Genomic DNA, 20652 nt, shown 5'->3' with positions numbered 1-20652 from the left:
ATCAAACCATCGCTCGCAAACGCAGGCAGCAAGCCGCTTCCAGAAGAAATCACGTTAGGCCGGGCGTCGTGGAGGTCACTATGAACGAAGCACTTGATCGCCTCGCCAAGCAGCTGCAACTCGACGCTCCGCGCAATGAGCACCTACGCCTCGAATTCGGCAATGCCTGCACGCTCAGAGTGAAGCACCTGTTGGAGGAACCGGCGGCGCTGGCGTGCCTCGCGGCGCTCGGCCACTACCTTGATGGCACTCTCAGTCGCGCGCAGTTGGAAAGCACGGCCACCGATGCTGTTCGGCTTGCGAATCAGCACCAAGGTTCCAGGTCCATCGACGGCTGCGGGCATGCGGCAGTATCCGCCACGTATGCAGTTGCCAACGCGCTGTGCGGCAAGGCATTGCAGGCGGCGGAGTATGCGGCGTACGCCTCGGTCTATGGTCAGGGCGGCTACGGCGCAGTCTCTGACCTTGAGTCGTTCCAACCTGAGTTCTCCTGGCAAGTCAGCTGCCTCGCGTCGCTTGCTGCTCGGCATGCGCCGTGTGAGGGCGCATCCTCTTACCTCAATGGCGCTAAGTAGTTGATCTGACCGATCGTTCTCACCCCAAAGCGCTGCCCAGCGACCGCCAGACTACCCGCCCGTCCGCGACTCCCCTCGCCAGCCATTGCATGGACAATCCCGGCATGTCTGGCATCCCCACTTCTCCAAACCCCTCTTCCCCCCGCCCCGTGCTGATCGCCGGTGGCGGCATCGGTGGCATGGCCACTGCCCTCACCCTGCATCAGATCGGCGTGCCCTGCGTCGTCTTTGAAGCGGTGCCCGAGCTGCAGCCGCTGGGCGTGGGCATCAACCTGCAGCCTAACGCCGTGCGCGAACTGCACGACCTGGGCTTTGGCAATGAGGTGCTGGACACCATTGGCCTACAGGCGCGCGAGTGGGCGCTGGTGGGGCGCAACGGGAACGACGTGTATGCCGAGCCGCGCGGCCTCGCGGCGGGCTACCACTGGCCGCAGTATTCGGTGCACCGGGGGCAGCTGCAGATGATGCTGTTCAACGCCGTGCGAGAGCGCGTGGGCGACGATGCCGTGCAATTGGGACAGCGGGTGGTGGGCTACCGGCAAGATGCCGATGGTGTGACGGCGATCATCGAAACACGCGACGGTGAACGCCGGGAAGTGGACGGATCGCTGCTAATAGCCGCCGATGGCCTGCACTCGGCCGTGCGGGCGCAGATGCACCCCACGCAGCCGCCCATCCAGTGGGGCGGCGCCATCATGTGGCGGGGCACCACGCCGGGGGTGCCGGTGCGCACCGGTGCGTCTTTTGTGGGCGTGGGCTCGCTGCGGCACCGCGTGGTGTTCTACCCCATCACGCCGCCCGACCCGGCCACGGGCCTCGCCACCATCAACTGGATCGCCGAGATCACGGTGGACAACCAGGGCGGCTGGCAGCAGGGCGACTGGAACCGGCGCGTGGCGCTGGAGGAATTCGCGCACCACTTTGAGGGCTGGAACTACAGCTGGCTGGACGTGCCCGCCATGCTGCGCGGCGCCAAGGACATTTTTGAGTACCCCATGATCGACCGCGACCCCGTGCCCACCTGGGTGGACGGCCGCGTGGCGCTGCTGGGCGATGCGGCGCACGTGATGTACCCCGTGGGCTCCAACGGCGCCAGCCAGGCCATCGTGGATGCGCGCGTGCTGGGCGCACAGTTCATCGCGCATAGCGTGGGCCCGCAGGCGCTGCGCGCCTATGACGACAAGCTGTGCAAGGACATCTCGGCGCTGGTGCTGCGCAACCGGGGCTCCGGCCCCTTTGGCCTGCTGGGGCTGGTGGACGAGCGCTGCGGCGGTGTCTTCGACCACATTGACGACGTGCTACCGCGCGAGGAGCGCGAGGGCTTCATGGCCCGGTACAAGGCGGCGGCGGGGTTTGCCATCGAGACGCTGAATGCCGCGCCGCAAACCATTGCGCCGGGGAAGCGCGTCGCGTTAGGCTGACAGGCACTTGTCACGCGCGGCGCGTCTCGTTCGTCATGGCAGTCCTATCACTCTCTGCAAGGACTTACCACTCATGGACACGCCAGACCACCCCGCTCCGCCCTCCGGCCCCACGCTCAGCACCGAGCCGCGGACCTCGTACCTGGAAGAGAAAGCCTTCAAGGCGCGCACCCTGCTCGTCTTCGGCACCATCACCGACACCCTGGCCGCCGACGTGGCGCGGCGGCTGATTGCGCTGGACGCCGACAGCGCCGAGCCCATCGATGTGCTGGTCAGCTCACCCGGCGGACACCTGGAGTCGGGCGACACCCTGCACGACCTGGTGCGCTTCATCACCGCGCCGGTCAACATGATCGGCACCGGCTGGGTGGGCAGCGCCGCCGCGCACCTGTACCTGGCGGCGCCGCGCGAGCGGCGGGTGTGCCTGCCCAACACCCGCTTTCTGATCCACCAGCCCAGCGGCGGTGCGGGCGGCCCGGCCAGCGACATTGCCATCCAGGCGCGCGAGATCGTGAAGGCGCGTGAGCGCATTGCACGCACCATCGCCCGCGAGACCGGCAAGCCGCTGGAGGTGGTGCTGGCCGACATCGAGCGGGACCGCTGGCTGTCGGCCGAGGAGGCGGTGGACTATGGACTGGTGTCGCGCATCATCGAGCACAAGGCGCAGCTGCGAGGATGACGTGACGCCCGCCAAAAACTATTAAATTGATAGCTGCCAGCGCTTTATGGATAAGCGCTAGCAGCCTATTTGGCTTGAAATCAGCCTGCGTTGAGCTGCTGCTCCAGCTGGTGCAGCACCTGGTAGCAAGGCAGCACCTGCGCCACGCTGGCGTTGGGCTCGCGGCCTTCCTGGATGGCGGCGAAGAACTCGCGGTCCTGCAGCTCGATGCCGTTCATCGACACATCCACCTTGCTCACATCGATCTTCTCTTCCTTGCCGTTCACCAGGTCGTCGTAGCGCGCGATGTAGGTGGCCGTGTCGCCGATGTAGCGGAAGAAGGTGCCCAGCGGGCCATCGTTGTTGAAGCTCAAGGAGAGCGTGCAGATGGCGCCGTTGGCCGCCTGGAGCTGGATGCTCATGTCCATGGCGATGCCCAGGTCCTTGTGGATGGGGCCCTGGATGGCGTTGGCCTTCACGATGGGGCTGCCCGCCTGGTAGGCGAACAGGTCCACGGTGTGCGCAGCGTGGTGCCACAGCAGGTGGTCCGTCCAGCTGCGGGGCTGGCCCAGGGCGTTCATGTTCGTGCGGCGGAAGAAGTAGGTCTGCACGTCCATTTGCTGGATGTTGAATTCGCCCGCTTGGATCTTTTGGTGCACGTACTGGTGGCTGGGGTTGAAGCGGCGGGTGTGGCCGCACATGGCGACCAGGCCGGTCTGCTTTTGCAGGGCGACGACCTTCTCGCCATCGGCCAGCACGTCGCACAGCGGGATCTCGACCTGCACGTGCTTGCCCGCTTCCAGGCAGGCGATGGTCTGGCCGGCGTGCATCTGCGTGGGCGTGCACAGGATCACGGCGTCCACTTCCTTGATGGCCAGGCTGTCGGCCAGGTCGGTGGTGACGTGCTTGATCCCGTACTTGTCGGCCACTTCCTGGGTCTTGGCCAAGTCGCGGCTGATGAGGGAGACGACTTCGACGCCGTCGATGTTTTGGATGCCGTCCAGGTGCTTGATGCCGAAGGCACCAGCGCCAGCGAGAGCGACTTTGATGGTCATGGTGAAGGTTCCTTTACTGGTTTTCGAGGATCAGGTGCCCCACCGCCGTATTGCTGGCGGGCACGTGGAAGAAGCGGTGCACCACCTTGGGCGCGGGGCCGGTGCCCGCCACGTCGCTCATGGCGCCGCGGGCGATCAGCCACATCACCAGCTCGATGCCTTCGCTGCCGGCTTCGCGCACGTATTCGATGTGCGGCACCTTGGCCAGCTCGGCGGGCTCGGCGATGAGACGGTCGAGGAACTTGTTGTCCCATTCCTTGTTGATGAGGCCGGCGCGCGGGCCCTGCAGCTGGTGGCTCATGCCGCCCGTGCCCCAGATCTGCACCTTGAGCGGCGCATCGAACGACTCGATGGCGCGGCGGATGGCCTGGCCGAGTGCAAAGCAGCGCGCACCCGAGGGCACGGGGTACTGCACCACGTTGACGGCGAACGGGATGACCTTGACGGGCCAAGCCTCGGGCGAACCGAAGAGCAGGTTCATGGGCACGGTGAGGCCGTGGTCCACCTGCAGTTCGTTGACGATGGTGAGGTCAAAGTCCTGCTGGATGACCGACTGCGCGATGTGCGAAGCCAGCTCGGGGTGCCCCATCACCTTGGGCACGGGGCGCGGGCCGTAGCCTTCGTCGGCGGGCTCGAACTCGGCGGCGGTGCCGATGGCAAAAGTGGGAATCATCCCCAGGTCAAAGCTGGTGGCGTGGTCGTTGTAGACCAGGAAGACCACGTCGGGGCGGTTGGCCTCCATCCACTTCTTGGACGGCTCGTAGCCCGCGAACAGCGGCTGCCAATACGGTTCGCCGGTCTTGCCCAGGTCGATGGCGGCGCCAATGGCGGGCACGTGCGAGGTGTAGACGGAGGCGGTGATTCGCGCGTGGCCCGCGCCTGCGGCACCGTCGGTAGCGGCTGTCTGGCGCGCGGCGTGGTCGCCCAGGATCTGCGCGGCCAGGGCTTCCTGGTGCGTCAGCTCCCAGGCTTTCCACGCCTCGGATTGCGCGGCGGGGCCCTGCGCGTTGCCGCCTTCGCCCAGGTAGCGGTTGCCTTCGGGGCTGCGGCCGCCGGCAATCATCATGTCGCGGTATTGCTGCTCGCTCATGCCGGTCATGCTGCCCGCCATCTGCTGGAACGACAGGCCGTCCGTCGCGCCCAGCTTGGCCAGGAAGTAGATGTTGCCGCCGGTGCGCATGGCCCAGTTCAGGTCGCGCGCACGCACCGCCGCCTTCTGCTCGTCGGTCATGGGCCATTCGGCCAGGTAGGCGTCTTCGTCGGCCTTGAAGCGCGCGCGGTTCTCGGCCTTCATCAGGCTCATGCAGAACTGGTTGAGCCAGTAGCCCTTGCGGCTCTGGTCGGCGTCGAAGATGGTCGTGCCGGGCACGTCCTTGTAGGGTTTGTCGAGTGGCATGTCAGACCTCTTCTGGCCAGTAAAGCTTCATGGGGTTGGTGACCAGCAGCTTGCGCTGCAGCTCCGCCGTGGGCGCGATGTGGGGGATGAAGTCCACCAGCAGGCCATCGTCGGGCATGTGGTCCTTGAGGTTGGGGTGCGGCCAGTCGGTGCCCCACAGCACGCGGTCGGGGAATTCCTCGACCACCTTGCGGGCGAACGGCACCACGTCCTGGTAGGCGTTCTGCTCGCCGTTCAGCGCCTTGGGGCCGGTGGCGGACAGGCGCTCGGGGCAGCTGACCTTGCTCCACACATTGGTGTGCTCGCGCATGAATTTCAGGAACAGCTGGAACTCCGGCCCGTCGATGGGCTTGCTCACGTCCGGGCGGCCCATATGGTCCACCACCACGGTGGTGGGCAGGCTGGTGAAGAAGTCCCACAGCTCGGGCAGGTCCACCGCCTCGAAGTAGATGACCACGTGCCAGCCCAGCTTGGCGATGCGGCCGGCAATCTCCATCAGCTCGTCCCTGGGTGTGAAGTCCACCAGGCGCTTGACGAAGTTGAAGCGCACGCCGCGCACGCCGGCCGCGTGCAGCTGCTGCAGTTCGTCGTCGGTGACGGACCGGCGCACCGTGGCCACGCCGCGCGCCATGCCGCCACTGGCCAGGCACGCATCCACCATGGCGCGGTTGTCGGCGCCGTGGCAGGTGGCCTGCACGATCACGTTGCGGGCAAAACCCAGGTGGTCGCGCAGCGCAAAGAGCTGCTGCTTGCTGGCATCGCAGGGCGTGTACTTGCGCTCGGGCGCGTAGGGGAACTCGGCGCCGGGGCCAAACACGTGGCAGTGCGCGTCCACCGCACCGGCGGGCACCTGGAAGCGGGGCTTGGCGGGGCTGACGTACCAGTCGAGCCAGCCGGGGGTTTTGGTGAATTCGCTCATGACTTATGAACTATGAATTTGATAGCTGCCAGCGCCTGATGGATAGGCGCTGGCGGTCAATTTGGCTTGAAAATTCCGTTTTCAATCGATGTACCTGAGCCCCGCGGCCGCCAGCGGCTCGCGCATCTTGTACATGTCGAGGCCCAGCACACCGCTGGCCAGCCTGGCGCGCTTTTCGCCTTCAAAGCTTTCGCGTTTTTGCGCGGCTTCCAGCGTCTGCACTGCACGGGCGGCGGGCACGCACACGATGCCGTCGTCGTCGGCCACGATCACATCGCCGGGCGTGACGAGCTGGCCCGCGCACACCACGGGGATGTTGACCGAGCCGATGGTGGCCTTGATGCAGCCCTTGCTGGAGATGCACTTGCTCCACACCGGGAAGTTCATCTCGTTCAGCGTCTTCACATCGCGCACGCCCGCGTCGATGATGAGTGCCCGTGCGCCGCGCGCCTGGAAGGACGTGGCCAGCAGATCGCCAAAGTAGCCGTCGGTGCACTCGGCCGTGATGGCCGCCACCACGATGTCGCCGGGCTGGATCTGCTCGGCCACCACGTGCATCATCCAGTTGTCGCCCGGATGCAGCAGCACGGTGACGGCCGTGCCGCTGACCTGCACGCCGCTCTGGATGGGACGCATATAAGGCTTGAGCAGGCCCACGCGGCCCATGGCCTCGTGCACGGTGGCCGAGCCGAGGGCTGCAAGCCCATCGGCGGCTGCGCGGTCGGCGCGGGTGATGTTGCGGTAGACAACGCCTAGCTCGTACATGTCAGAGCCCCTTTGCCTTCAGGCGTGAATCGAGTCGGGAGAACACGCGGCGCGTGTTGGCTTCGTAGATCTGGTGCTTGTCGTCGGCGCTCAGGATGGTGGAGGCCTCGATGTAGCGCTTGGTGTCGTCGTAGTAGTGTCCGGTGGTGGGGTCGATGCCGCGCACCGCGCCGATCATCTCGCTGGCAAACAGCACGTTCTTCACCGGGATCACGGTGTTGAGCAGGTCGATGCCCGGCTGGTGGTACACGCAGGTGTCAAAGAACACGTTGTTCAGCAGGTGCTCCTGCAGCAGGGGCTTCTTCATCTCCTGCGCCAGACCCCGGAAGCGGCCCCAGTGGTAAGGCACCGCGCCACCGCCATGCGGAATCAAAAACTTGAGCGTGGGGAAGTCCTTGAACAGGTCGCCCTGGATGAGCTGCATGAAGGCCGTGGTGTCGGCGTTCAGGTAGTGCGCGCCGGTGGTGTGGAAGCACGCATTGCAGCTGGTGCTCACGTGGATCATGGCGGGCAGGTCGTACTCCACCATCTTTTCGTAGATGGGGTACCAGTGCCTGTCGGTCAGCGGCGGGCTGGTCCAGTGGCCGCCAGAGGGGTCGGGGTTCAGGTTGATGCCCACGGCGCCGTATACGTGCACGCACTTTTCCAGCTCAGGGATGCAGGTGGCGGGATCCACGCCGGGGCTTTGCGGCAGCATCGCCACGGGCACAAAGTGGTCGGGGAACAGCGTGGAGACGCGGTAGCAGAGTTCGTTGCAGATGGCCGCCCAGGTGCTCGATACATTGAAGTCGCCAATGTGGTGGGCCATGAAGCTCGCGCGCGGGCTGAACAGCGTGATGTCGCTGCCGCGCTCTTTCATCAGCTTGAGCTGGTTGGTCTCGATGGATTCGCGCAGTTCGTCATCGCTGATATGCAGGTCGGCCACTTTAGGCATGGCCGATGGGTCTTTGATGCCGGCGATCTGCGCATTGCGCCAGTTCTCCAGCGCCTTGGGGGCCGTGGTGTAGTGGCCGTGGCAGTCGATGATGAGGCTCATGGGATGTTCTCCTCGGAAGTGTTGTAGTGTCGGGGTCATGCGGCGTCCATGCCCTGCTTGCGTTTGGCTTGGGCGGCGGCGGGAGATGCCAGGTAGGCCAGCAGCGCACGCGCCGCATCGACCTGCTGCGACAACGCGCCGATGCCCGCGGAAAACGTGGTGGTGATCTGGATGGCCGGTGGCAGCGGGCCCGCGACCTGGATGCCCTGCACATGCAGCAGCTCGCTCAGCTGCTGAAAGCCCAGCGCCACTTCGCCCTTGGCCACCAGCGAGCCCACGGGCACGCCGGGCGGCGCCTGCACCATGCGCGGTGCGATCTGCTCGGCAATGCCCCAGCGCTCAAACAGCTTGGCCAGCGCCACGCCGCTGGGTCCGGTGGACAGGCTGATGCTGGGCGCAGCCAGCACGGCATCGCGCACAGCGTCTTCGGTGCTGAGGTCGGGCAGCGGTGCCCCCGCAGGCACGGCCACGGCCACGCCGGAGTGCACCCAGTCCACCTTGCTGCCGGGCAGCAGGTGGCCCGCGGCCATGAGCTTGTCGATGGCGTCCGAAGCAAGGATGACCACGTCGAAGGCTTCACCGCCGGCCACGCGCTTGGCGGCGTCCACACCGCCCACCGATTCGATCTGCACCGGGCCCGCCCCGGGGGCGCTGGCGGCGTAGGCCGCCGTCAGATCGGCCAGCACCTGGCGGGTGGCCATGGAAGAGATGCCGCGCAGCGGCGGGGGGGTGGTCATGGGTGGTTGTCTCCTGCCGTGCCTGCCCGGTCTCGTCGGCAAGGGACGGCACAGGCAGGCGGCTTGGGCTTTCTATGGCACCGATTGTGGAGAGCGGGGCCGGGTTCATGAAGTCGGCACCTGCACTACCAGCTATATCATTCCGCGATTGTTGAACCAGAGTTATTGCAATTAAGGCCGGCGGATGGACCTCAAGCAGATCGAATACTTTGTGCGCGTGGCCGAGCTGGGCAGCTTCACGCGTGCCTCGGTGGTGCTGGACGTGGCCCAGCCCGCGCTGAGCCGCCAGGTGCGCCTGCTGGAGGTTGAACTGCGCCAGAACCTGCTGGTGCGCAACGGCCGGGGCGCCACGCCCACCGAGGCGGGCAAGCTGCTGCTGGAACACGGCCGCGGCATCCTCCACCAGGTGGACCGCGCGCGCGAAGAACTGGGCCGTGTGCGCGGTGCGCTGGCCGGACGCGTGGCCATTGGCCTGCCGCCCAGCATCGCCAAGGTGCTGACCGTGCCGCTCACCCGCGCCTTCCGCGTGAAGCTGCCCGATGCGGCGCTGGCCATCAGCGAGGGGCTGTCGGTGGCCATGCGAGAGTCGCTGACCACCGGCCTTTTGGACATTGCGCTGCTGTACAACACAGCGCCCGCGCCGGGCATCGAGATCACCGCGCTGCTAGAGGAAGACCTGATCTTGGTGCAGCGGCGCGCCGCGGGCCAGGAAGATGCCGACACGGAAGCGCCCGTGCCATTGGGCGAGCTGCCGCGTTTTCCGCTTGTCATTCCCACGCGGCCCAACTCCATCCGCATGCTGGTCGAGTCGGAACTGGCTGCGCGCGGAAAGCGCCCGCAGATCAATCTTGAGATCGACGGTGTGGCTGCCATCCTGGACCTGGTGGCGGATGGCGCGGGCTGTGCAGTGCTGCCGATGAACGCCGTCACCACGTCCGGCAAGGCCGAGGTTTTCAGCACCCGGCCCATCCACGGCGCCAGTGGTGACGGGGAAGGCGTGGGCGACAACACCACCCGCCTGCGCAGCAAGCTCTATCTGGCGGTGAGCTCGCAGCGCCCGGCCACGCTGACACAGCAGGCGATGGCGGAGTTGATTCGGACAACGTTGCTGGCGTTGTACAAGGCGCCGGGCTGAGGCCCTGTACACGCGGTGCTCGCGCAGCAGGGGTAGGTCGGGTTAGCCCAAAGGGCGTAACCCGACAGCGTGCAAGCTCGCGGCGTTTGCGTCGGCTCACGCTGCGCTAACCCGACCTACGGGCTCAGGGTGAACCGCGGGAGACCTTGGTATCGGATGGCGGCAAACTGCCCAGAAGCCGGTCCGCATAGTCCTGCCACAGTGCGTCCTTCGGCAAATCTGCAAACACCCGGGTGCGCGCCAGGTTGGCCACCCATTGCTGTTTGTCCGCAATGGCCGAGGCCATCAACGGGGCCATGCCGGCCTCTTGCACCGTGCGGGCGGATTCGCGCATCTCTTCGGCGCGGCGCTGGCCATGCTGCACCACGCGGCTGAAGAAGTAACGGCCCTGCGCGTGCCAGTCGATGGAGGGGAAGGTCTCGGCCAGTGTTGGCAGCACGTGGTCTTCCACCCCGTACTGGCGGGCGGTGGCATAGCTTTCGATCACCAACGCCTCCAGACCCTTGATCATGATGCTGCGACACATCTTGATGGCGCTGGCTACGCCCAACTCGTCGCTGACGGGGGTAGCGTCCATGCCCCAGGCCTGCAGCACGGGCGCCAACGCCTGCGCGTGCGGGCCACTCAGCAGCATGGGAACGGCAATGCCGTAGGGCGGCACCGAAGTCATCACGCCGGCCTCCACATAGCGACCGCCCGCGGCTTCGATGCATTGCGCAGCGTGCTGCTTGGTGCCCGGCGACGCGGAATTGAGGTCGAGGAAGAAAGTGCCCGGCGCGATGTGCAGCGCCACTGCCTCGGCCACAGCGAGGGTGTTGCTGGCCGTGACGGCCGACACGATGAGCTGGCGTCCGCTGCACAGGCCGCCCACGTTATCGGCAGCGCGCACGCCGGCATCCCGCGCGTGGGCCACCGGTTCGGACTGCTGCGCAGGTGCAGCGAATTTCAGGTCCCACGCTGCCACAGCGTTCACGCCGCGTGCAAGCAGCCCAGCCGCAAAAATGCGGCCGACTTCGCCGTAGCCCACGATGCCCAGGCGTTCTACAACGGGGTGATGCTGGTCTTGTCGCTCAGGAGTCTGCATGGCGCGGTCGGGTTTATTGAAGGGGAATGCCCGCGCGCTCGATCACGGCACGCCAGCGGCCGATGTCGGCCTTGAGCAGTGCGCTGGTTTCCTCCGGCGTGGAGGTGCGCGGCACGACGTTGAGCGCGCGCAGCTGCTGCTGCACCGCCGGGCTGGCCACCGCGGCGGCGATCTCGCGTTGCAGCCGGTCGACCACGGCACGTGGGGTGCGCGCTGGGGCGGCCAGTGCGTTCCACGAGGTGGCTACAAAGCCCTTCACACCCTGCTCCACCGCGGTGGGCACGTCGGGCAACATGTCGGAGCGGCGCTCGCCCGTGACGGCCAGGACGCGCAGCGCGCCCGCGCGCACCTGCGGCAATGCGGGTCCCAGGATCTCCACCCCCACGTCCACCTGGCGACCACGCAGTGCCGTGATGAGCGCTGGCGTTCCGTTGAACGGCACCACCAGGGCGTCGATGCCTGCACTGCTCTTGAACAGTTCGGCCGCCAGGTGCTGGGAGCTGCCCATGTTGATGCTGCCGATGTTGACGCTGCCCGGTTGCGCGCGCGCATGCGCCAGCAACTGCGACAGGGTGCGGTGCGGCGAGTCCGCCGGCACCAGTACCGCGATGTCAAACACACCCAGCGTGCTGATGGGCGCAAAGTCAGCCACCGTGTCGTAAGGCAAGGTCTTGAAAAGGCCGGCCGAGACGGCCGTGCCGTTGGACATGAGGAACAGCGTGTGCCCGTCGGGCTCGGCGCGGGCTATGGTGTCGGCCGCCACCACACCGCCCGCACCGGGGCGGTTGTCAATGACAACGGGCTGGCCCAGCCGCTCGGCCAGGGCGCTGGCCACGGCGCGCGCAGTCAGGTCGCCGACGCCGCCGGCTGCAAAAGGCACCACGATGCGCACCGGCTTGGCCGGATAGGCCGGCTGCGCCTTCGCTGCGGCAGGCCAGGCAGCCCCCGCCGCCAGCGCCATGCTGGCGGCGCCCAGCATCAGGGCGCTGCGGCGGCGCATGTCAGAACCTCAGTACAAACACCACGATGCTGGGGAACGCCACCAGAATGGCCGTGCGGATGAAATCGCTGGCCACAAAGGGCAGCACGGCGCGGTAGGTGGCCATGATGGGCACGTCCTTGGCCATGCTGTTGATGACGAACAGGTTCATGCCCACGGGCGGAGTGATAAGGCCCACTTCCACCACGATGAGCACCAGGATGCCAAACCAGATGGCGAACTCCTCAGGCGTCATGCCAAAGTCGAGCGCGGTGACGATCGGGAAGAACACCGGAATGGTCAGCAGGATCATGGACAGCGAATCCATGAAGCAGCCCAGCACCACGTAGATGACCAGGATGCCGACCAGCACCACCATGGGACTCAGGCCCGAGCCAGCCACCATCTGCGCGGCCTCCTGCGGCAGCTGCGACAGCGCGAGGAAGGTGTTGTACACCCCTGCACCCAGCACGATCATGAAGATCATGCCCGTGGCCACGGCCGTGCCCATCACCGCGCCGACCAGCGTCTTGCGGTTGAGGCCGCCTGACAGCCAGGCCGCCAGGCCTGTACCAAACGCGCCCACGGCCGCGCCCTCCGTAGGCGTGAAAAAGCCCAGGTAGATGCCGCCCACCACCGCCACAAAGATCAGCAGCACGGGCCAGACTTTGGCCGTGGCCTTCCAGCGCTCGGCCATGGGCAGCGGGGCCACCGTGCCCATCTCCTGCGGGCGCATGCGTGCATAGATCGCGATCACGATGACATAGCCGATGGCCGCCAGGATGCCGGGCACAAAGGCGGCAAGGAAAAGCTTGGCGATGTTCTGCTCGGTGAGGATGGCGTAGATCACCAGCACCACCGAGGGCGGGATCAGGATGCCCAGCGTGCCACCTGCGGCCAGCGTGGCGGTGGAGATGCCGCCCGCGTACCCTGCCTTCTTCAGTTCAGGCAGGGCCACCTGGCCCATGGTGGCAGCCGTGGCCAGCGACGAGCCGCAGATGGCACCAAAGCCTGCGCACGCGCCCACGGCTGCCATGGCCACACCGCCCTTGCGGTGGCCAATCCAGGCCTCGGCCGCCTTGAACAGCGCCTGCGACAGGCCGCCCAGCGCTGCAAACTGCCCCATCAACAGGAAGAGCGGGATGACCGATAGCGAGTAGTTGGAAAAAGTGCTGTACGTGACCTGCTTGAGCTGGTTGAGGACCGGCGCCGTGTTGCCGTAAATCAGCCAAGCGCCTACCAGGCCGCAGACCAGCATGGCCAGGCCGATGGGAATGCGCACAAAGATTAGCAGCAGCAGGATCGGGAACGACCATGCGGCAAGTTCAAAACCACTCATCAATGCGCTCCCGCTTCCGTTGTCCAGCCCGCAGGCTCCTTGCCCAGGCCCAGTAGCGTGGCGGTGCGCGCCAGGTAGGCCAGGCACCCGATCACCGCGCCCACCAGGCAGGCCGCGTAGCCCCACCACAGCGGCATCTGCACGATGAAGGTGGTTTCCATGTACTGCTTCTTTTCCAGCATGCCTTCGTACAGCTTCCAGGTCAGCAGCAGCCAGACGGCGAGCATGAGCAGGTCGGCCATCAGCACCACGGCGCGCTGGGCCCATGCAGGCAGGTGGGAGTAGAGCAGGTCCACCGTGGCGTGGCCGCCTTTCAGGTAGGTCCAGGGCAGGAAGAACAGCACGGCCACGGCCGTGCCCATTTCAACCAGCTCGAAGTCGCCGGGCACGGGCCCGAGGCCCATTCCGATGAGCGCGCGGCCCGTGATGCTGGCCACGCTCATGAGGGTGAGCGCAACCAGCACGAGGCCGCCCACAATGGCCGACCAACGGGCCAGCCGGTAGATGAATGCAATCATGCGCAGGTCTTCCTGGAGGGGGCTGGTGTGACGGGCATTGTGAACCCATGCCGCCGCACCGGCGCAGTAAAAAGCCGCCCCTGGAAAGCATGTTCACAAGGACGGCCGATGGGGCCCAGGGGCCGGGGGTTTACTTGGTGTGCTTGGCGATCAGCGCACGGGCTTCGGCCGCCAGCTTGGCGCCGTCAATGCCCTTGGGCTTGACTTCGTTGATCCAGTCAGTTTCCACGGCCGCAGCCGTACGGCGCCAGCGCTGCGTCTCGGCGATGTCCAGGGCCACGATGTTGTTCTTGGCCTTCTCGGCGATCTCGCGGCCGACCTTGTCGCCCTCGTCCATCACGCGGCCGAACATGGCGGCGGTCTCAATGCCCGAGTTCTTGTCGATCACGGCCTTGAGGTCGGCGGGCAGCTTGTCGTAGGCAGCCTTGTTCATCGAGAACGCGAACGTCTGGGTGTACAGGCCTTCCTTGCCGGCAAACGTGGTGTGGTTCTTCACCAGCTCGGTCACCTTGAGCGAGGGCGTCACTTCCCATGGGATCGTGGTGCCGTCGATCACGCCCTTGGACAAGGCTTCGGTCACGGCTGGCACTGGCATGCCCACGGGCGTGGCGCCCAGCTTGGTGAGCATGTTGTTGATGATGCGCGAGCCGCCGCGCACCTTCATGCCACGCAGGCTTTCCAGTCCCGTGACGGGGTTCTTGGTGTGGAACAGGCCGGGGCCATGGGTGTGCACGGCGATCAGCTTCACGTCCTTGAATTCGTCAGCCGCGAACTTCTCGACGTATTCATGGATGGCGCGCGAGGACGCCTCAGCGCTGCCGCTCATGAAGGGCAGTTCGAACACTTCGGTCTTGGGGAAGCGGCCGGGCGTGTAGCCCAGCACCGTCCAGGTGAAGTCCACCACGCCGTCGCGGGCCTGGTCGAACAGCTGCGGTGGCGCGCCGCCCAGCTGCATGGCGTGGAACAGCTGCACCTTGATCTTGCCGCCGGATTCGGCTTCAACCTTCTGGGCCCAGGGCACCAGGGCCTTGGCGGGAATGGTGGCCTGCGGCGGCAGCATCTGGTGCAGGCGCAGGGTGACGGTCTGGGCCGCTGCGGTGGTGGCCAAGGTGGCCAGGGCCACGGCCCCCATCGCCGCGAGGGCGGTGCGTCGCTTGAGGAAGGTCATTTTTGTCTCCGATCTGTCGGTATGCGTCCGTGCCGCGGTGCGGGGGTGCCTGCGGGCACGGCTCAGGAAATCATCATCAGGCCCCTCACTGTGCATGGGCTCGCGCCTGCATGCCAGTTCTATGGCGGACTTTCAGCTATGCCGTAATGTTATGAAACCGGTGAAACCCTCAGAACCACGCAATGCTGTGCCCGATCCATGCCGATTCAACGGCGAATGAGGGTAAGCGGCGGCATGTCCGCATGCACCCGCCCACTGCCCGTGCCCGACAGCGCCTCGCGCAGCTTGCGCTGTGCCAGCCGCGAGTGCTCCCGCATGATGGCCTCGGCGCGCGCGCCTTCGCGGTGCTCGATCGCGTCCAGCAGTTGGCGGTGCTGGTCCTGCGCCACCACCAGCAGGTCGCGCGCCTGTGCGGAATGGGTCTGCACCATCACAAACGCAGAGGGCGACGCAAAGGGCAGGCCCTTGACGCGGTCCAGCTCGCGCAGCACCACGTCACTGCCTACCATGCGGCCCAGCAGCACATGGAAGTGCGCGTTCAGCTCCACATAACGGCCAAAGCCCTCGTCATCCAGCGTAGGCGGGGACAGCGTGGCGTCGATATCCGCCAGACAGCAGTGCGCCTCTGCCATCACATCGGCGGGCACGCCCCGCTCGGCGGCCAGGCGGGCCGCCAGACCTTCCAGCGTGCCGCGCAGGGCAATGGCGTCGGACACATCGGTCTCGGAAAACGTCCGCACGGCGTAACCACCGCCGGCCAGGCGCTGCAGCAGCCCTTCTTGCTCCAACCGCTGGAGCGCCGCACGGATAGGCGTGCGTGACACCCCCAGCCGCTCGACCAGGGCCAGCTCGGCAATGCGCAGGCCGCCCGCCAGCTCGCCCGCCAGGATCATTTCGCGCAGCCGCAGCTGGGCCCGCACGGACTGCAGGGCGCCTGCCGCACCGTCATGGACGTCCGCTGCCGGAGCGTCGGCTGCCAGAGAAGAAGGGAAAGAAGGGGAAGAAGCACTCATACGCGAATGTATACAACAATAAATCTCAAAAGCCGCTGAATTGAATAAAAACAAGGGGTTACGAGGTATGCCAGAGTGAAATATCTGGTGTTCACACGTCACATGTATACATACTGAAGGTTCTTTCGCACAATCACGCCATAACCAGCGCTGGCCGCACGGCCCCCGACCCTGCACCCAGCTCCCACCACCCCACGGAGAGAGACAAGCACCATGTATCCCAAGAACGCCTGGTACGTCGCCTGCACCCCCAACGAGATCGCCGACAAACCGCTGGGCCGCACCATCTGCGGCGAGAAGATCGTCTTCTACCGCCCCGCGCCCGACCAGGTCGCCGCGCTGGATGACTTCTGTCCGCACCGGGGCGCGCCGCTGTCGCTGGGCACGGTGTGTGAAGGCCACCTGCAGTGCGGCTACCACGGCCTGCGCGTGGAGTGCACGGGCAAGTCGGTCTCCATGCCAGGCCAGCGGGTGCAAGGATTCCCCAAGACGCGCAGCTTTCCGGTGGTGGAGCGCTACGGCTTCATCTGGGTGTGGCCTGGCGATGCCGACAAGGCCGACCCCGCCACCATCCACCACCTGCCCTGGGCCGACAACCCCGAATGGGCCTACGGCGGCGGGCTGTACCACATTGCCTGCGACTACCGCCTGATGATCGACAACCTGATGGACCTGACGCACGAGACCTACGTGCACTCCACCAGCATCGGCCAGAAGGAAATCGACGAAGTGCCCTGCAAGACCCGCGTGGAGGGCGACGAAGTCATCACCAGCCGCTTCATGGAAGGCATTGAAGCCCCGCCCTTCTGGAAGATGGCGCTGCGCATGAACGGCCTGCCAGACGACCAGCCCGTGGACCGCTGGCAGATCTGCCACTTCACACCACCCAGCCATGTGCTGATCGAAGTGGGCGTGGCGCTGGCGGGCCATGGGGGCTACAACGCCCCCGCGGACAAGAAGGCATCGAGCATCGTGGTGGATTTCATCACGCCCGAGACGGAGACGTCCATCCACTACTTCTGGGGCATGGCGCGCAACTTCAAGCCGCAAGACCCGTCGCTCACCACGCAGATCCGAGAGGGCCAGGGCAACATCTTTGCCGAAGACCAGGACATGCTGGAACAGCAGCAGCAGAACCTGCTGCGCTACCCCGACCGCAAGCTGCTGATGCTGAACATCGACGCAGGTGGCGTGCAGTCGCGCAAGATCCTGGACCGCATCATCGCGGCCGAGCAAGCCGCAGCCGCTACGCCGGCCGCACCCCAGGCGGTGGCCGCATGACCGCGCAGGAGACGCTGCAGGTCCGCGTCGCCAAGAAGCAGGCCGAGGCCGAAGGTATCACCAGCTTTGAGCTGGCGCGTGTGGACGGTGCAGCGCTGCCGCCTTTCAGCGCGGGCTCGCACATCGACGTGCACCTGCCGGGGGGCCTGGTGCGCCAGTATTCGCTGTGCAATGCATCGCACGAATCGCACCGCTACCGCATCGCCGTGCTGCGCGACGCCGCCTCGCGCGGTGGCTCGGTGGCCATGCACGACAGCGTGCACGAGGGCGACGTGATCACCATCAGCACGCCGCGCAACCACTTTGCGCTGCACCCCGCGCAGCGCACCGTGCTGCTGGCGGGCGGCATTGGCGTGACGCCCCTGTTGTGCATGGCCGACCGGCTGGCCCGCACGGGTGCCGACTTTGCGATGCACTACTGCACGCGTTCGGTGGAGCGCACAGCGTTTGCTGCCGAGATCGCCGCGTCGGCCATGGCGCCGCACGTGCACTTCCACTTTGATGCGGGTGCGCCCGAGCAGAGGCTCAACCTGGCTGCCGTGCTGGCAGCGCCGGGCGCGGACAAGCGCCTGTACGTGTGTGGCCCGGCCGGCTTCATCGACCATGTGGTGACCACCGCCAAGGCCATGGGCTGGGCACAGGACCACATTCACCTGGAATACTTTGCCGCGCCGGCGCAGGACACCTCGGGCGACCAGGGCTTTGAAGTGCGCATTGCGAGCACCGGCAAGGTCTACCCGATTGCGGCCGACGTGTCGGTGGTGGAAGCGCTGCGTAAAGAGGGCATCGACATCCTCACATCCTGCGAGCAGGGCGTGTGCGGCACCTGCCTGACGCGTGTGCTGGAGGGCGAGGTGGACCACCGCGACATGTACCTGACCGATGAGGAAAAGGCGAGCAACGAGCAGTTCATGCCCTGCTGCTCACGCGCGCGCAGCCCTTTGCTGGTGCTGGATTTGTAGAGCCGTCCGGCGCGTCGACTGCTCTCTGAAGTGCATCCTCGCGGTGGATCCGACGAATGCGTCAATTACTCACAAATTGATAGCTGCCAGCGCTTATCCATCAAGCGCTAGCGGCTTATTTCATCAAAATTTTATTCCGCTGCGGCAGCGCGGATGGTGTCGCGGCCGTTGCGGTCCTTCACGCGGCCCAGGTCGGTGTCCAGCGCACGGGCGAGTTTTTCGGCTGCGCCGATGAAGGCATTGGCCATCTTGTCGGCCTCATCCGTCACCGTCACGGGCTGGCGCCCGGTCACCCGCGCTTCAATGCGGCAGCGCTTGTCCTTGGCGCCTGACTTGCCCGCGTCCAGGTCGCTCAAGAACACCTCCAGCCGCGTGACCTGGTCCTGAAAACGCGAGAGGCGGCTCTTGCTCTCTTCTGTGATCCATTGCGCGAGCGACTCGCCGCCGTGGATGTGGTCGTCGGTGTTGACTTGGACTTGCATGGGAGAGGTTCCTTCCTGGTGAAGTTGCGAGGCCCACCATGATGCCACCGGTGGTCATCTCCCCGGTAAATACATGTCAAAGGATGTGCAAAAGTCCTGCGAACCTACAGCTTGTCCAGCGCAACGGCCGGCTGCCACGGCGCGTCGGCTGACAGTGCTCGCGCCTCGGCCACGCGATCCAGCAGGCGGATGGCAGCCATGTCCCCCGGCATCCGCTGCAAAACGGCGTGCAGCTGCAACTGCGCCGTCGCCCAGTCGCGCGCATGAAAGGCCGCCAGCGCCGCATGGCTGGCCTCCCGCACGTCCGCGTCGTCGCACGGCGTGAACACGCGCACGGGCTCGGTCTTGCCTTTGACGATGACATCGTCCAGCGGACGCAGCCCCATGGAGGGCGGAAGCTGCGCGGCCGTGGCGGACGACAGCAGGATGCCAGTGCCAAAGGCCTTGTTGGCCCCCTCCAGCCGAGCGGCAAGATTCACCGCGTCGCCAATGGCGGTGTACGAGAACCGCTGCTCCGACCCCACGTTGCCCACCACCACCCGCCCTGTGTGCAGCCCGATGCGCATGTGGATCGGCGGCAGCCCGCGCGCTTGCAGGTCGGCCACCAGCGCCTGCATGGCCTGCTGCATGGCGATGGCCGCCGCCACCGCGTGCTCGGCATGCTGCGCATCGGGCACGGGCGCACCCCAGAAGGCCATCACCGCATCGCCGATGAACTTGTCCACCGTGCCGCCGGTGGCGTGGATGATGGGTGTCATCGCGTTGAAATAACCGGTGAGCACCTCCACCGTCTGCTCGGCGCTCAGCTGCTCGGACAGCGTGGTGAAGTTGGCGAGATCGGTGAACATGAGCGTGACCTCGCGCGCCTCGCCGCCCAGGCGCATCAGCTCAGGCTGGGCCACCAAGCGTGCCACCACGGCGGGCGGCACGTACTGCGCGAACATGGCGCGCGTCTGCCGCGCACGGCGGCGCAGCGCGGCGTAGCCCACGAGCGCAGCCGTGGCATACAGCGCCACCGTGCACGCTGCAGGCAGCAGCGGAGGCCACCACAGGCGGTGCTGCGCAAACAGCCACGCCGCCGCGCCAACAATGGCTACAAGCACCCCGCCCGCCAATGCTGCGGCACCCGCCGGATGCAGCCGCCGCTGTGCCCACAACAGCGTGGGCAACAACGCCAGCACCAGTGCCCAAGCCCAGGCGTCTGACACGCTGCGCAGGCCGCTGCCGGTGAGCAGGTTGTCCACCAGCGTGGCCTGCAGCTCCACGCCCGGGAACAGCCGGTCGCCCCCCGTGGCGCCAAACGGCGCATTGAACATGTCGGCCTGCGCACGCTCCAGCTCCGCCGCCGTGCGCGCCGCGCGGCCCACCAGCACGATCTTGTCTTGGAAGAACCCCTCGGGCAGCAGTCCCGGTTCCAGCGCCTGGTAGTACGAGCGGGTGTCGAACGTGCTGCGCGGGCCGCGGTAGCCGATCCATTCGGCGTACTGCAGCCCTGCGACGGGCGCGGCCCGGCCCCGCGCCTCGGCCGCGCGCTGGGCCAGGCGCTGCGCAAAAGTGTTGTGGCCACTGGGCGGCGCGCGGCGCACCACGAAGTCTTCATCGGGCGTCACCCCCGCATCGCCGGCCTCGGCGCCCGCATCCAGAAAGCGCTGCAGCGGCAGCACCTCGGTCCACAAGTCGGCGTTGGCGCTGCGGACCTGCTCGCGCAGCGAGGCCAGCACCACCGGCGGCCCGCTGTCGGCGATGGCCTGGGCCAGCGCCCCGTCCTCGGGCTCGGTGCTGGGCTCGGCAAACACCACGTCCAGCCCCACGGCGGTCGCGCCTTCCGCGTGCAGGCGGCGCAGCAGCTGTGCATGCACACTGCGCGGAAACGGCCAAGCCTGCTGCAGTTCCTGGAAGGTGGGCTCGTCAATCGCCAGGATCACCACCGGCAGCGGGCTGCGGTGTGGCGCCGTCCAGGCCGTCAGCACGTCAAAGGTCTTGAACTCCAGCGCATGCCAGGGCCGGGTGAAGGTGGCCGCCCCCACCAGCAGCAGCGCGAGCAGGCAGGCTGCCAGGGCCAGCAGACGCTCTCGCAGGCGGGACTGCCGGCGCCGTTCGGGCCTGCGTGGGGGGGATGGAGGCGCCAC

Annotated in this window: 20 protein-coding genes and 1 pseudogene; 6 read left to right on the top strand and 15 right to left on the bottom strand. The window is 66.6% G+C overall.

The features are described from left to right. The first annotated feature begins 80 nt into the window (after nucleotides 1–80). The 3 genes from ACK4HJ_RS04020 to ACK4HJ_RS04010 all read left to right on the top strand — a co-directional run bounded on the left by ACK4HJ_RS04020 (nucleotide 81) and on the right by ACK4HJ_RS04010 (nucleotide 2675). The gene (locus ACK4HJ_RS04020) at nucleotides 81–575 is read left to right on the top strand and encodes a hypothetical protein (RefSeq protein WP_409827925.1); all 495 of its coding nucleotides are present in this window, start codon (nucleotides 81–83) and stop codon (nucleotides 573–575) included. Nucleotides 576–679: 104 nt separating this feature from the next. Continuing rightward, nucleotides 680–1996, top strand: coding sequence for a flavin-dependent oxidoreductase (locus tag ACK4HJ_RS04015; protein WP_409827923.1), 1317 nt, complete (start codon nucleotides 680–682; stop codon nucleotides 1994–1996). A gap of 73 nt (nucleotides 1997–2069) precedes the next feature. Next, nucleotides 2070–2675 carry an ATP-dependent Clp protease proteolytic subunit gene (locus tag ACK4HJ_RS04010; protein ID WP_409827922.1) on the top strand — a complete coding sequence of 202 codons (606 nt, stop codon included), beginning with the start codon at nucleotides 2070–2072 and terminating at the stop codon, nucleotides 2673–2675. Nucleotides 2676–2755: 80 nt separating this feature from the next. Here ACK4HJ_RS04010 and ACK4HJ_RS04005 read toward each other — a convergent pair whose 3' ends face one another. The 7 genes and pseudogenes from ACK4HJ_RS04005 to ACK4HJ_RS03975 all read right to left on the bottom strand — a co-directional run bounded on the left by ACK4HJ_RS04005 (nucleotide 2756) and on the right by ACK4HJ_RS03975 (nucleotide 8562). Beyond that, complete coding sequence (locus ACK4HJ_RS04005) at nucleotides 2756–3709, bottom strand: Gfo/Idh/MocA family oxidoreductase (protein WP_409827920.1); 954 nt, start codon at nucleotides 3707–3709, stop codon at nucleotides 2756–2758. A gap of 13 nt (nucleotides 3710–3722) precedes the next feature. Further along, nucleotides 3723–4637, bottom strand: a complete 915-nt coding sequence (locus ACK4HJ_RS04000) for a class III extradiol dioxygenase subunit beta (protein WP_409828092.1) — start codon at nucleotides 4635–4637, stop codon at nucleotides 3723–3725. Between the two features lie 99 nt (nucleotides 4638–4736). After that, nucleotides 4737–5105, bottom strand: a pseudogene (gene ligA, locus ACK4HJ_RS03995) (protocatechuate 4,5-dioxygenase subunit alpha); the annotation flags it as partial. Nucleotide 5106: 1 nt separating this feature from the next. After that, nucleotides 5107–6024, bottom strand: a complete 918-nt coding sequence (locus tag ACK4HJ_RS03990; RefSeq protein ID WP_409827918.1) for an amidohydrolase family protein — start codon at nucleotides 6022–6024, stop codon at nucleotides 5107–5109. 81 nt (nucleotides 6025–6105) lie between these two features. Beyond that, nucleotides 6106–6789, bottom strand: coding sequence for a 4-carboxy-4-hydroxy-2-oxoadipate aldolase/oxaloacetate decarboxylase (gene ligK, locus ACK4HJ_RS03985; protein WP_409827916.1), 684 nt, complete (start codon nucleotides 6787–6789; stop codon nucleotides 6106–6108). Nucleotide 6790: 1 nt separating this feature from the next. Continuing rightward, a complete protein-coding gene (locus ACK4HJ_RS03980) occupies nucleotides 6791–7825 on the bottom strand; it encodes an amidohydrolase family protein (protein WP_409827914.1) in 1035 nt (344 codons plus the stop codon). Nucleotides 7826–7860: 35 nt separating this feature from the next. Then, on the bottom strand, nucleotides 7861–8562 hold the full coding sequence (locus ACK4HJ_RS03975; protein ID WP_409827912.1) for a substrate-binding domain-containing protein: 702 nt from the start codon (nucleotides 8560–8562) through the stop codon (nucleotides 7861–7863). A 184-nt stretch (nucleotides 8563–8746) separates the two neighbouring features. On the opposite strand from ACK4HJ_RS03975, the gene ACK4HJ_RS03970 reads away from it, so the two are divergent. Beyond that, nucleotides 8747–9697 (top strand): LysR substrate-binding domain-containing protein, encoded by a 951-nt coding sequence (locus ACK4HJ_RS03970; RefSeq protein WP_409827910.1) that lies wholly within the window; start codon nucleotides 8747–8749, stop codon nucleotides 9695–9697. Between the two features lie 124 nt (nucleotides 9698–9821). Here the strand turns inward: ACK4HJ_RS03970 and ACK4HJ_RS03965 are convergent, their stop codons facing one another. The 6 genes from ACK4HJ_RS03965 to ACK4HJ_RS03940 all read right to left on the bottom strand — a co-directional run bounded on the left by ACK4HJ_RS03965 (nucleotide 9822) and on the right by ACK4HJ_RS03940 (nucleotide 15798). Further along, entirely contained in the window at nucleotides 9822–10781 is a 960-nt protein-coding gene (locus tag ACK4HJ_RS03965) for a DUF1932 domain-containing protein (RefSeq protein WP_409827908.1), read from the bottom strand. Nucleotides 10782–10794: 13 nt separating this feature from the next. Then, the gene (locus tag ACK4HJ_RS03960; protein WP_409827906.1) at nucleotides 10795–11781 is read right to left on the bottom strand and encodes a Bug family tripartite tricarboxylate transporter substrate binding protein; all 987 of its coding nucleotides are present in this window, start codon (nucleotides 11779–11781) and stop codon (nucleotides 10795–10797) included. A gap of 1 nt (nucleotide 11782) precedes the next feature. Further along, nucleotides 11783–13099 (bottom strand): TRAP transporter large permease, encoded by a 1317-nt coding sequence (locus ACK4HJ_RS03955; RefSeq protein ID WP_409827905.1) that lies wholly within the window; start codon nucleotides 13097–13099, stop codon nucleotides 11783–11785. Further along, a complete protein-coding gene (locus ACK4HJ_RS03950; RefSeq protein ID WP_409827903.1) occupies nucleotides 13099–13617 on the bottom strand; it encodes a TRAP transporter small permease in 519 nt (172 codons plus the stop codon). The genes ACK4HJ_RS03955 and ACK4HJ_RS03950 overlap by 1 nt, the downstream gene beginning before the upstream one ends. 130 nt (nucleotides 13618–13747) lie before the next feature. Then, nucleotides 13748–14785, bottom strand: a complete 1038-nt coding sequence (locus ACK4HJ_RS03945; protein WP_409827901.1) for a TRAP transporter substrate-binding protein — start codon at nucleotides 14783–14785, stop codon at nucleotides 13748–13750. A gap of 206 nt (nucleotides 14786–14991) precedes the next feature. After that, the gene (locus ACK4HJ_RS03940; RefSeq protein WP_409827899.1) at nucleotides 14992–15798 is read right to left on the bottom strand and encodes a GntR family transcriptional regulator; all 807 of its coding nucleotides are present in this window, start codon (nucleotides 15796–15798) and stop codon (nucleotides 14992–14994) included. A gap of 213 nt (nucleotides 15799–16011) precedes the next feature. On the opposite strand from ACK4HJ_RS03940, the gene ACK4HJ_RS03935 reads away from it, so the two are divergent. Both ACK4HJ_RS03935 and ACK4HJ_RS03930 read left to right on the top strand, forming a co-directional pair. Next, entirely contained in the window at nucleotides 16012–17079 is a 1068-nt protein-coding gene (locus ACK4HJ_RS03935) for a Rieske 2Fe-2S domain-containing protein (RefSeq protein ID WP_409827897.1), read from the top strand. Next, the gene (locus ACK4HJ_RS03930; RefSeq protein WP_409827895.1) at nucleotides 17076–18041 is read left to right on the top strand and encodes a PDR/VanB family oxidoreductase; all 966 of its coding nucleotides are present in this window, start codon (nucleotides 17076–17078) and stop codon (nucleotides 18039–18041) included. The genes ACK4HJ_RS03935 and ACK4HJ_RS03930 overlap by 4 nt, the downstream gene beginning before the upstream one ends. A gap of 131 nt (nucleotides 18042–18172) precedes the next feature. Here ACK4HJ_RS03930 and ACK4HJ_RS03925 read toward each other — a convergent pair whose 3' ends face one another. Both ACK4HJ_RS03925 and ACK4HJ_RS03920 read right to left on the bottom strand, forming a co-directional pair. Continuing rightward, entirely contained in the window at nucleotides 18173–18523 is a 351-nt protein-coding gene (locus tag ACK4HJ_RS03925) for an HPF/RaiA family ribosome-associated protein (RefSeq protein ID WP_409827893.1), read from the bottom strand. A gap of 104 nt (nucleotides 18524–18627) precedes the next feature. Beyond that, on the bottom strand, nucleotides 18628–20652 hold the full coding sequence (locus tag ACK4HJ_RS03920; protein WP_409827891.1) for a CHASE2 domain-containing protein: 2025 nt from the start codon (nucleotides 20650–20652) through the stop codon (nucleotides 18628–18630).

Source organism: Acidovorax sp., from assembly GCF_046294525.1.
Classification (GTDB): Bacteria; Pseudomonadota; Gammaproteobacteria; order Burkholderiales; family Burkholderiaceae_C; genus Acidovorax.
Note: the sequence above shows the minus strand (reverse complement) of the source record. Positions and strands in the feature narration are given on the sequence as shown.

Excerpts from the sequence above, each read along its gene's own strand:
- ACK4HJ_RS03960 (WP_409827906.1), bottom strand. The coding sequence starts at position 11,781 with ATGCGCCGCCGCAGCGCCCTGATGCTGGGCGCCGCCAGCATGGCGCTG.
- ACK4HJ_RS04015 (WP_409827923.1), top strand. The coding sequence starts at position 680 with ATGTCTGGCATCCCCACTTCTCCAAACCCCTCTTCCCCCCGCCCCGTG.
- ACK4HJ_RS03970 (WP_409827910.1), top strand. The coding sequence starts at position 8,747 with ATGGACCTCAAGCAGATCGAATACTTTGTGCGCGTGGCCGAGCTGGGC.
- ACK4HJ_RS04005 (WP_409827920.1), bottom strand. The coding sequence starts at position 3,709 with ATGACCATCAAAGTCGCTCTCGCTGGCGCTGGTGCCTTCGGCATCAAG.
- ACK4HJ_RS03990 (WP_409827918.1), bottom strand. The coding sequence starts at position 6,024 with ATGAGCGAATTCACCAAAACCCCCGGCTGGCTCGACTGGTACGTCAGC.
- ACK4HJ_RS03955 (WP_409827905.1), bottom strand. The coding sequence starts at position 13,099 with ATGAGTGGTTTTGAACTTGCCGCATGGTCGTTCCCGATCCTGCTGCTG.
- ACK4HJ_RS03980 (WP_409827914.1), bottom strand. The coding sequence starts at position 7,825 with ATGAGCCTCATCATCGACTGCCACGGCCACTACACCACGGCCCCCAAG.
- ACK4HJ_RS03940 (WP_409827899.1), bottom strand. The coding sequence starts at position 15,798 with ATGAGTGCTTCTTCCCCTTCTTTCCCTTCTTCTCTGGCAGCCGACGCT.
- ACK4HJ_RS04010 (WP_409827922.1), top strand. The coding sequence starts at position 2,070 with ATGGACACGCCAGACCACCCCGCTCCGCCCTCCGGCCCCACGCTCAGC.
- ACK4HJ_RS03975 (WP_409827912.1), bottom strand. The coding sequence starts at position 8,562 with ATGACCACCCCCCCGCCGCTGCGCGGCATCTCTTCCATGGCCACCCGC.
- ACK4HJ_RS03965 (WP_409827908.1), bottom strand. The coding sequence starts at position 10,781 with ATGCAGACTCCTGAGCGACAAGACCAGCATCACCCCGTTGTAGAACGC.
- ACK4HJ_RS03930 (WP_409827895.1), top strand. The coding sequence starts at position 17,076 with ATGACCGCGCAGGAGACGCTGCAGGTCCGCGTCGCCAAGAAGCAGGCC.
- ligK (WP_409827916.1), bottom strand. The coding sequence starts at position 6,789 with ATGTACGAGCTAGGCGTTGTCTACCGCAACATCACCCGCGCCGACCGC.
- ACK4HJ_RS03925 (WP_409827893.1), bottom strand. The coding sequence starts at position 18,523 with ATGCAAGTCCAAGTCAACACCGACGACCACATCCACGGCGGCGAGTCG.
- ACK4HJ_RS03935 (WP_409827897.1), top strand. The coding sequence starts at position 16,012 with ATGTATCCCAAGAACGCCTGGTACGTCGCCTGCACCCCCAACGAGATC.
- ACK4HJ_RS03950 (WP_409827903.1), bottom strand. The coding sequence starts at position 13,617 with ATGATTGCATTCATCTACCGGCTGGCCCGTTGGTCGGCCATTGTGGGC.
- ACK4HJ_RS03945 (WP_409827901.1), bottom strand. The coding sequence starts at position 14,785 with ATGACCTTCCTCAAGCGACGCACCGCCCTCGCGGCGATGGGGGCCGTG.
- ACK4HJ_RS04020 (WP_409827925.1), top strand. The coding sequence starts at position 81 with ATGAACGAAGCACTTGATCGCCTCGCCAAGCAGCTGCAACTCGACGCT.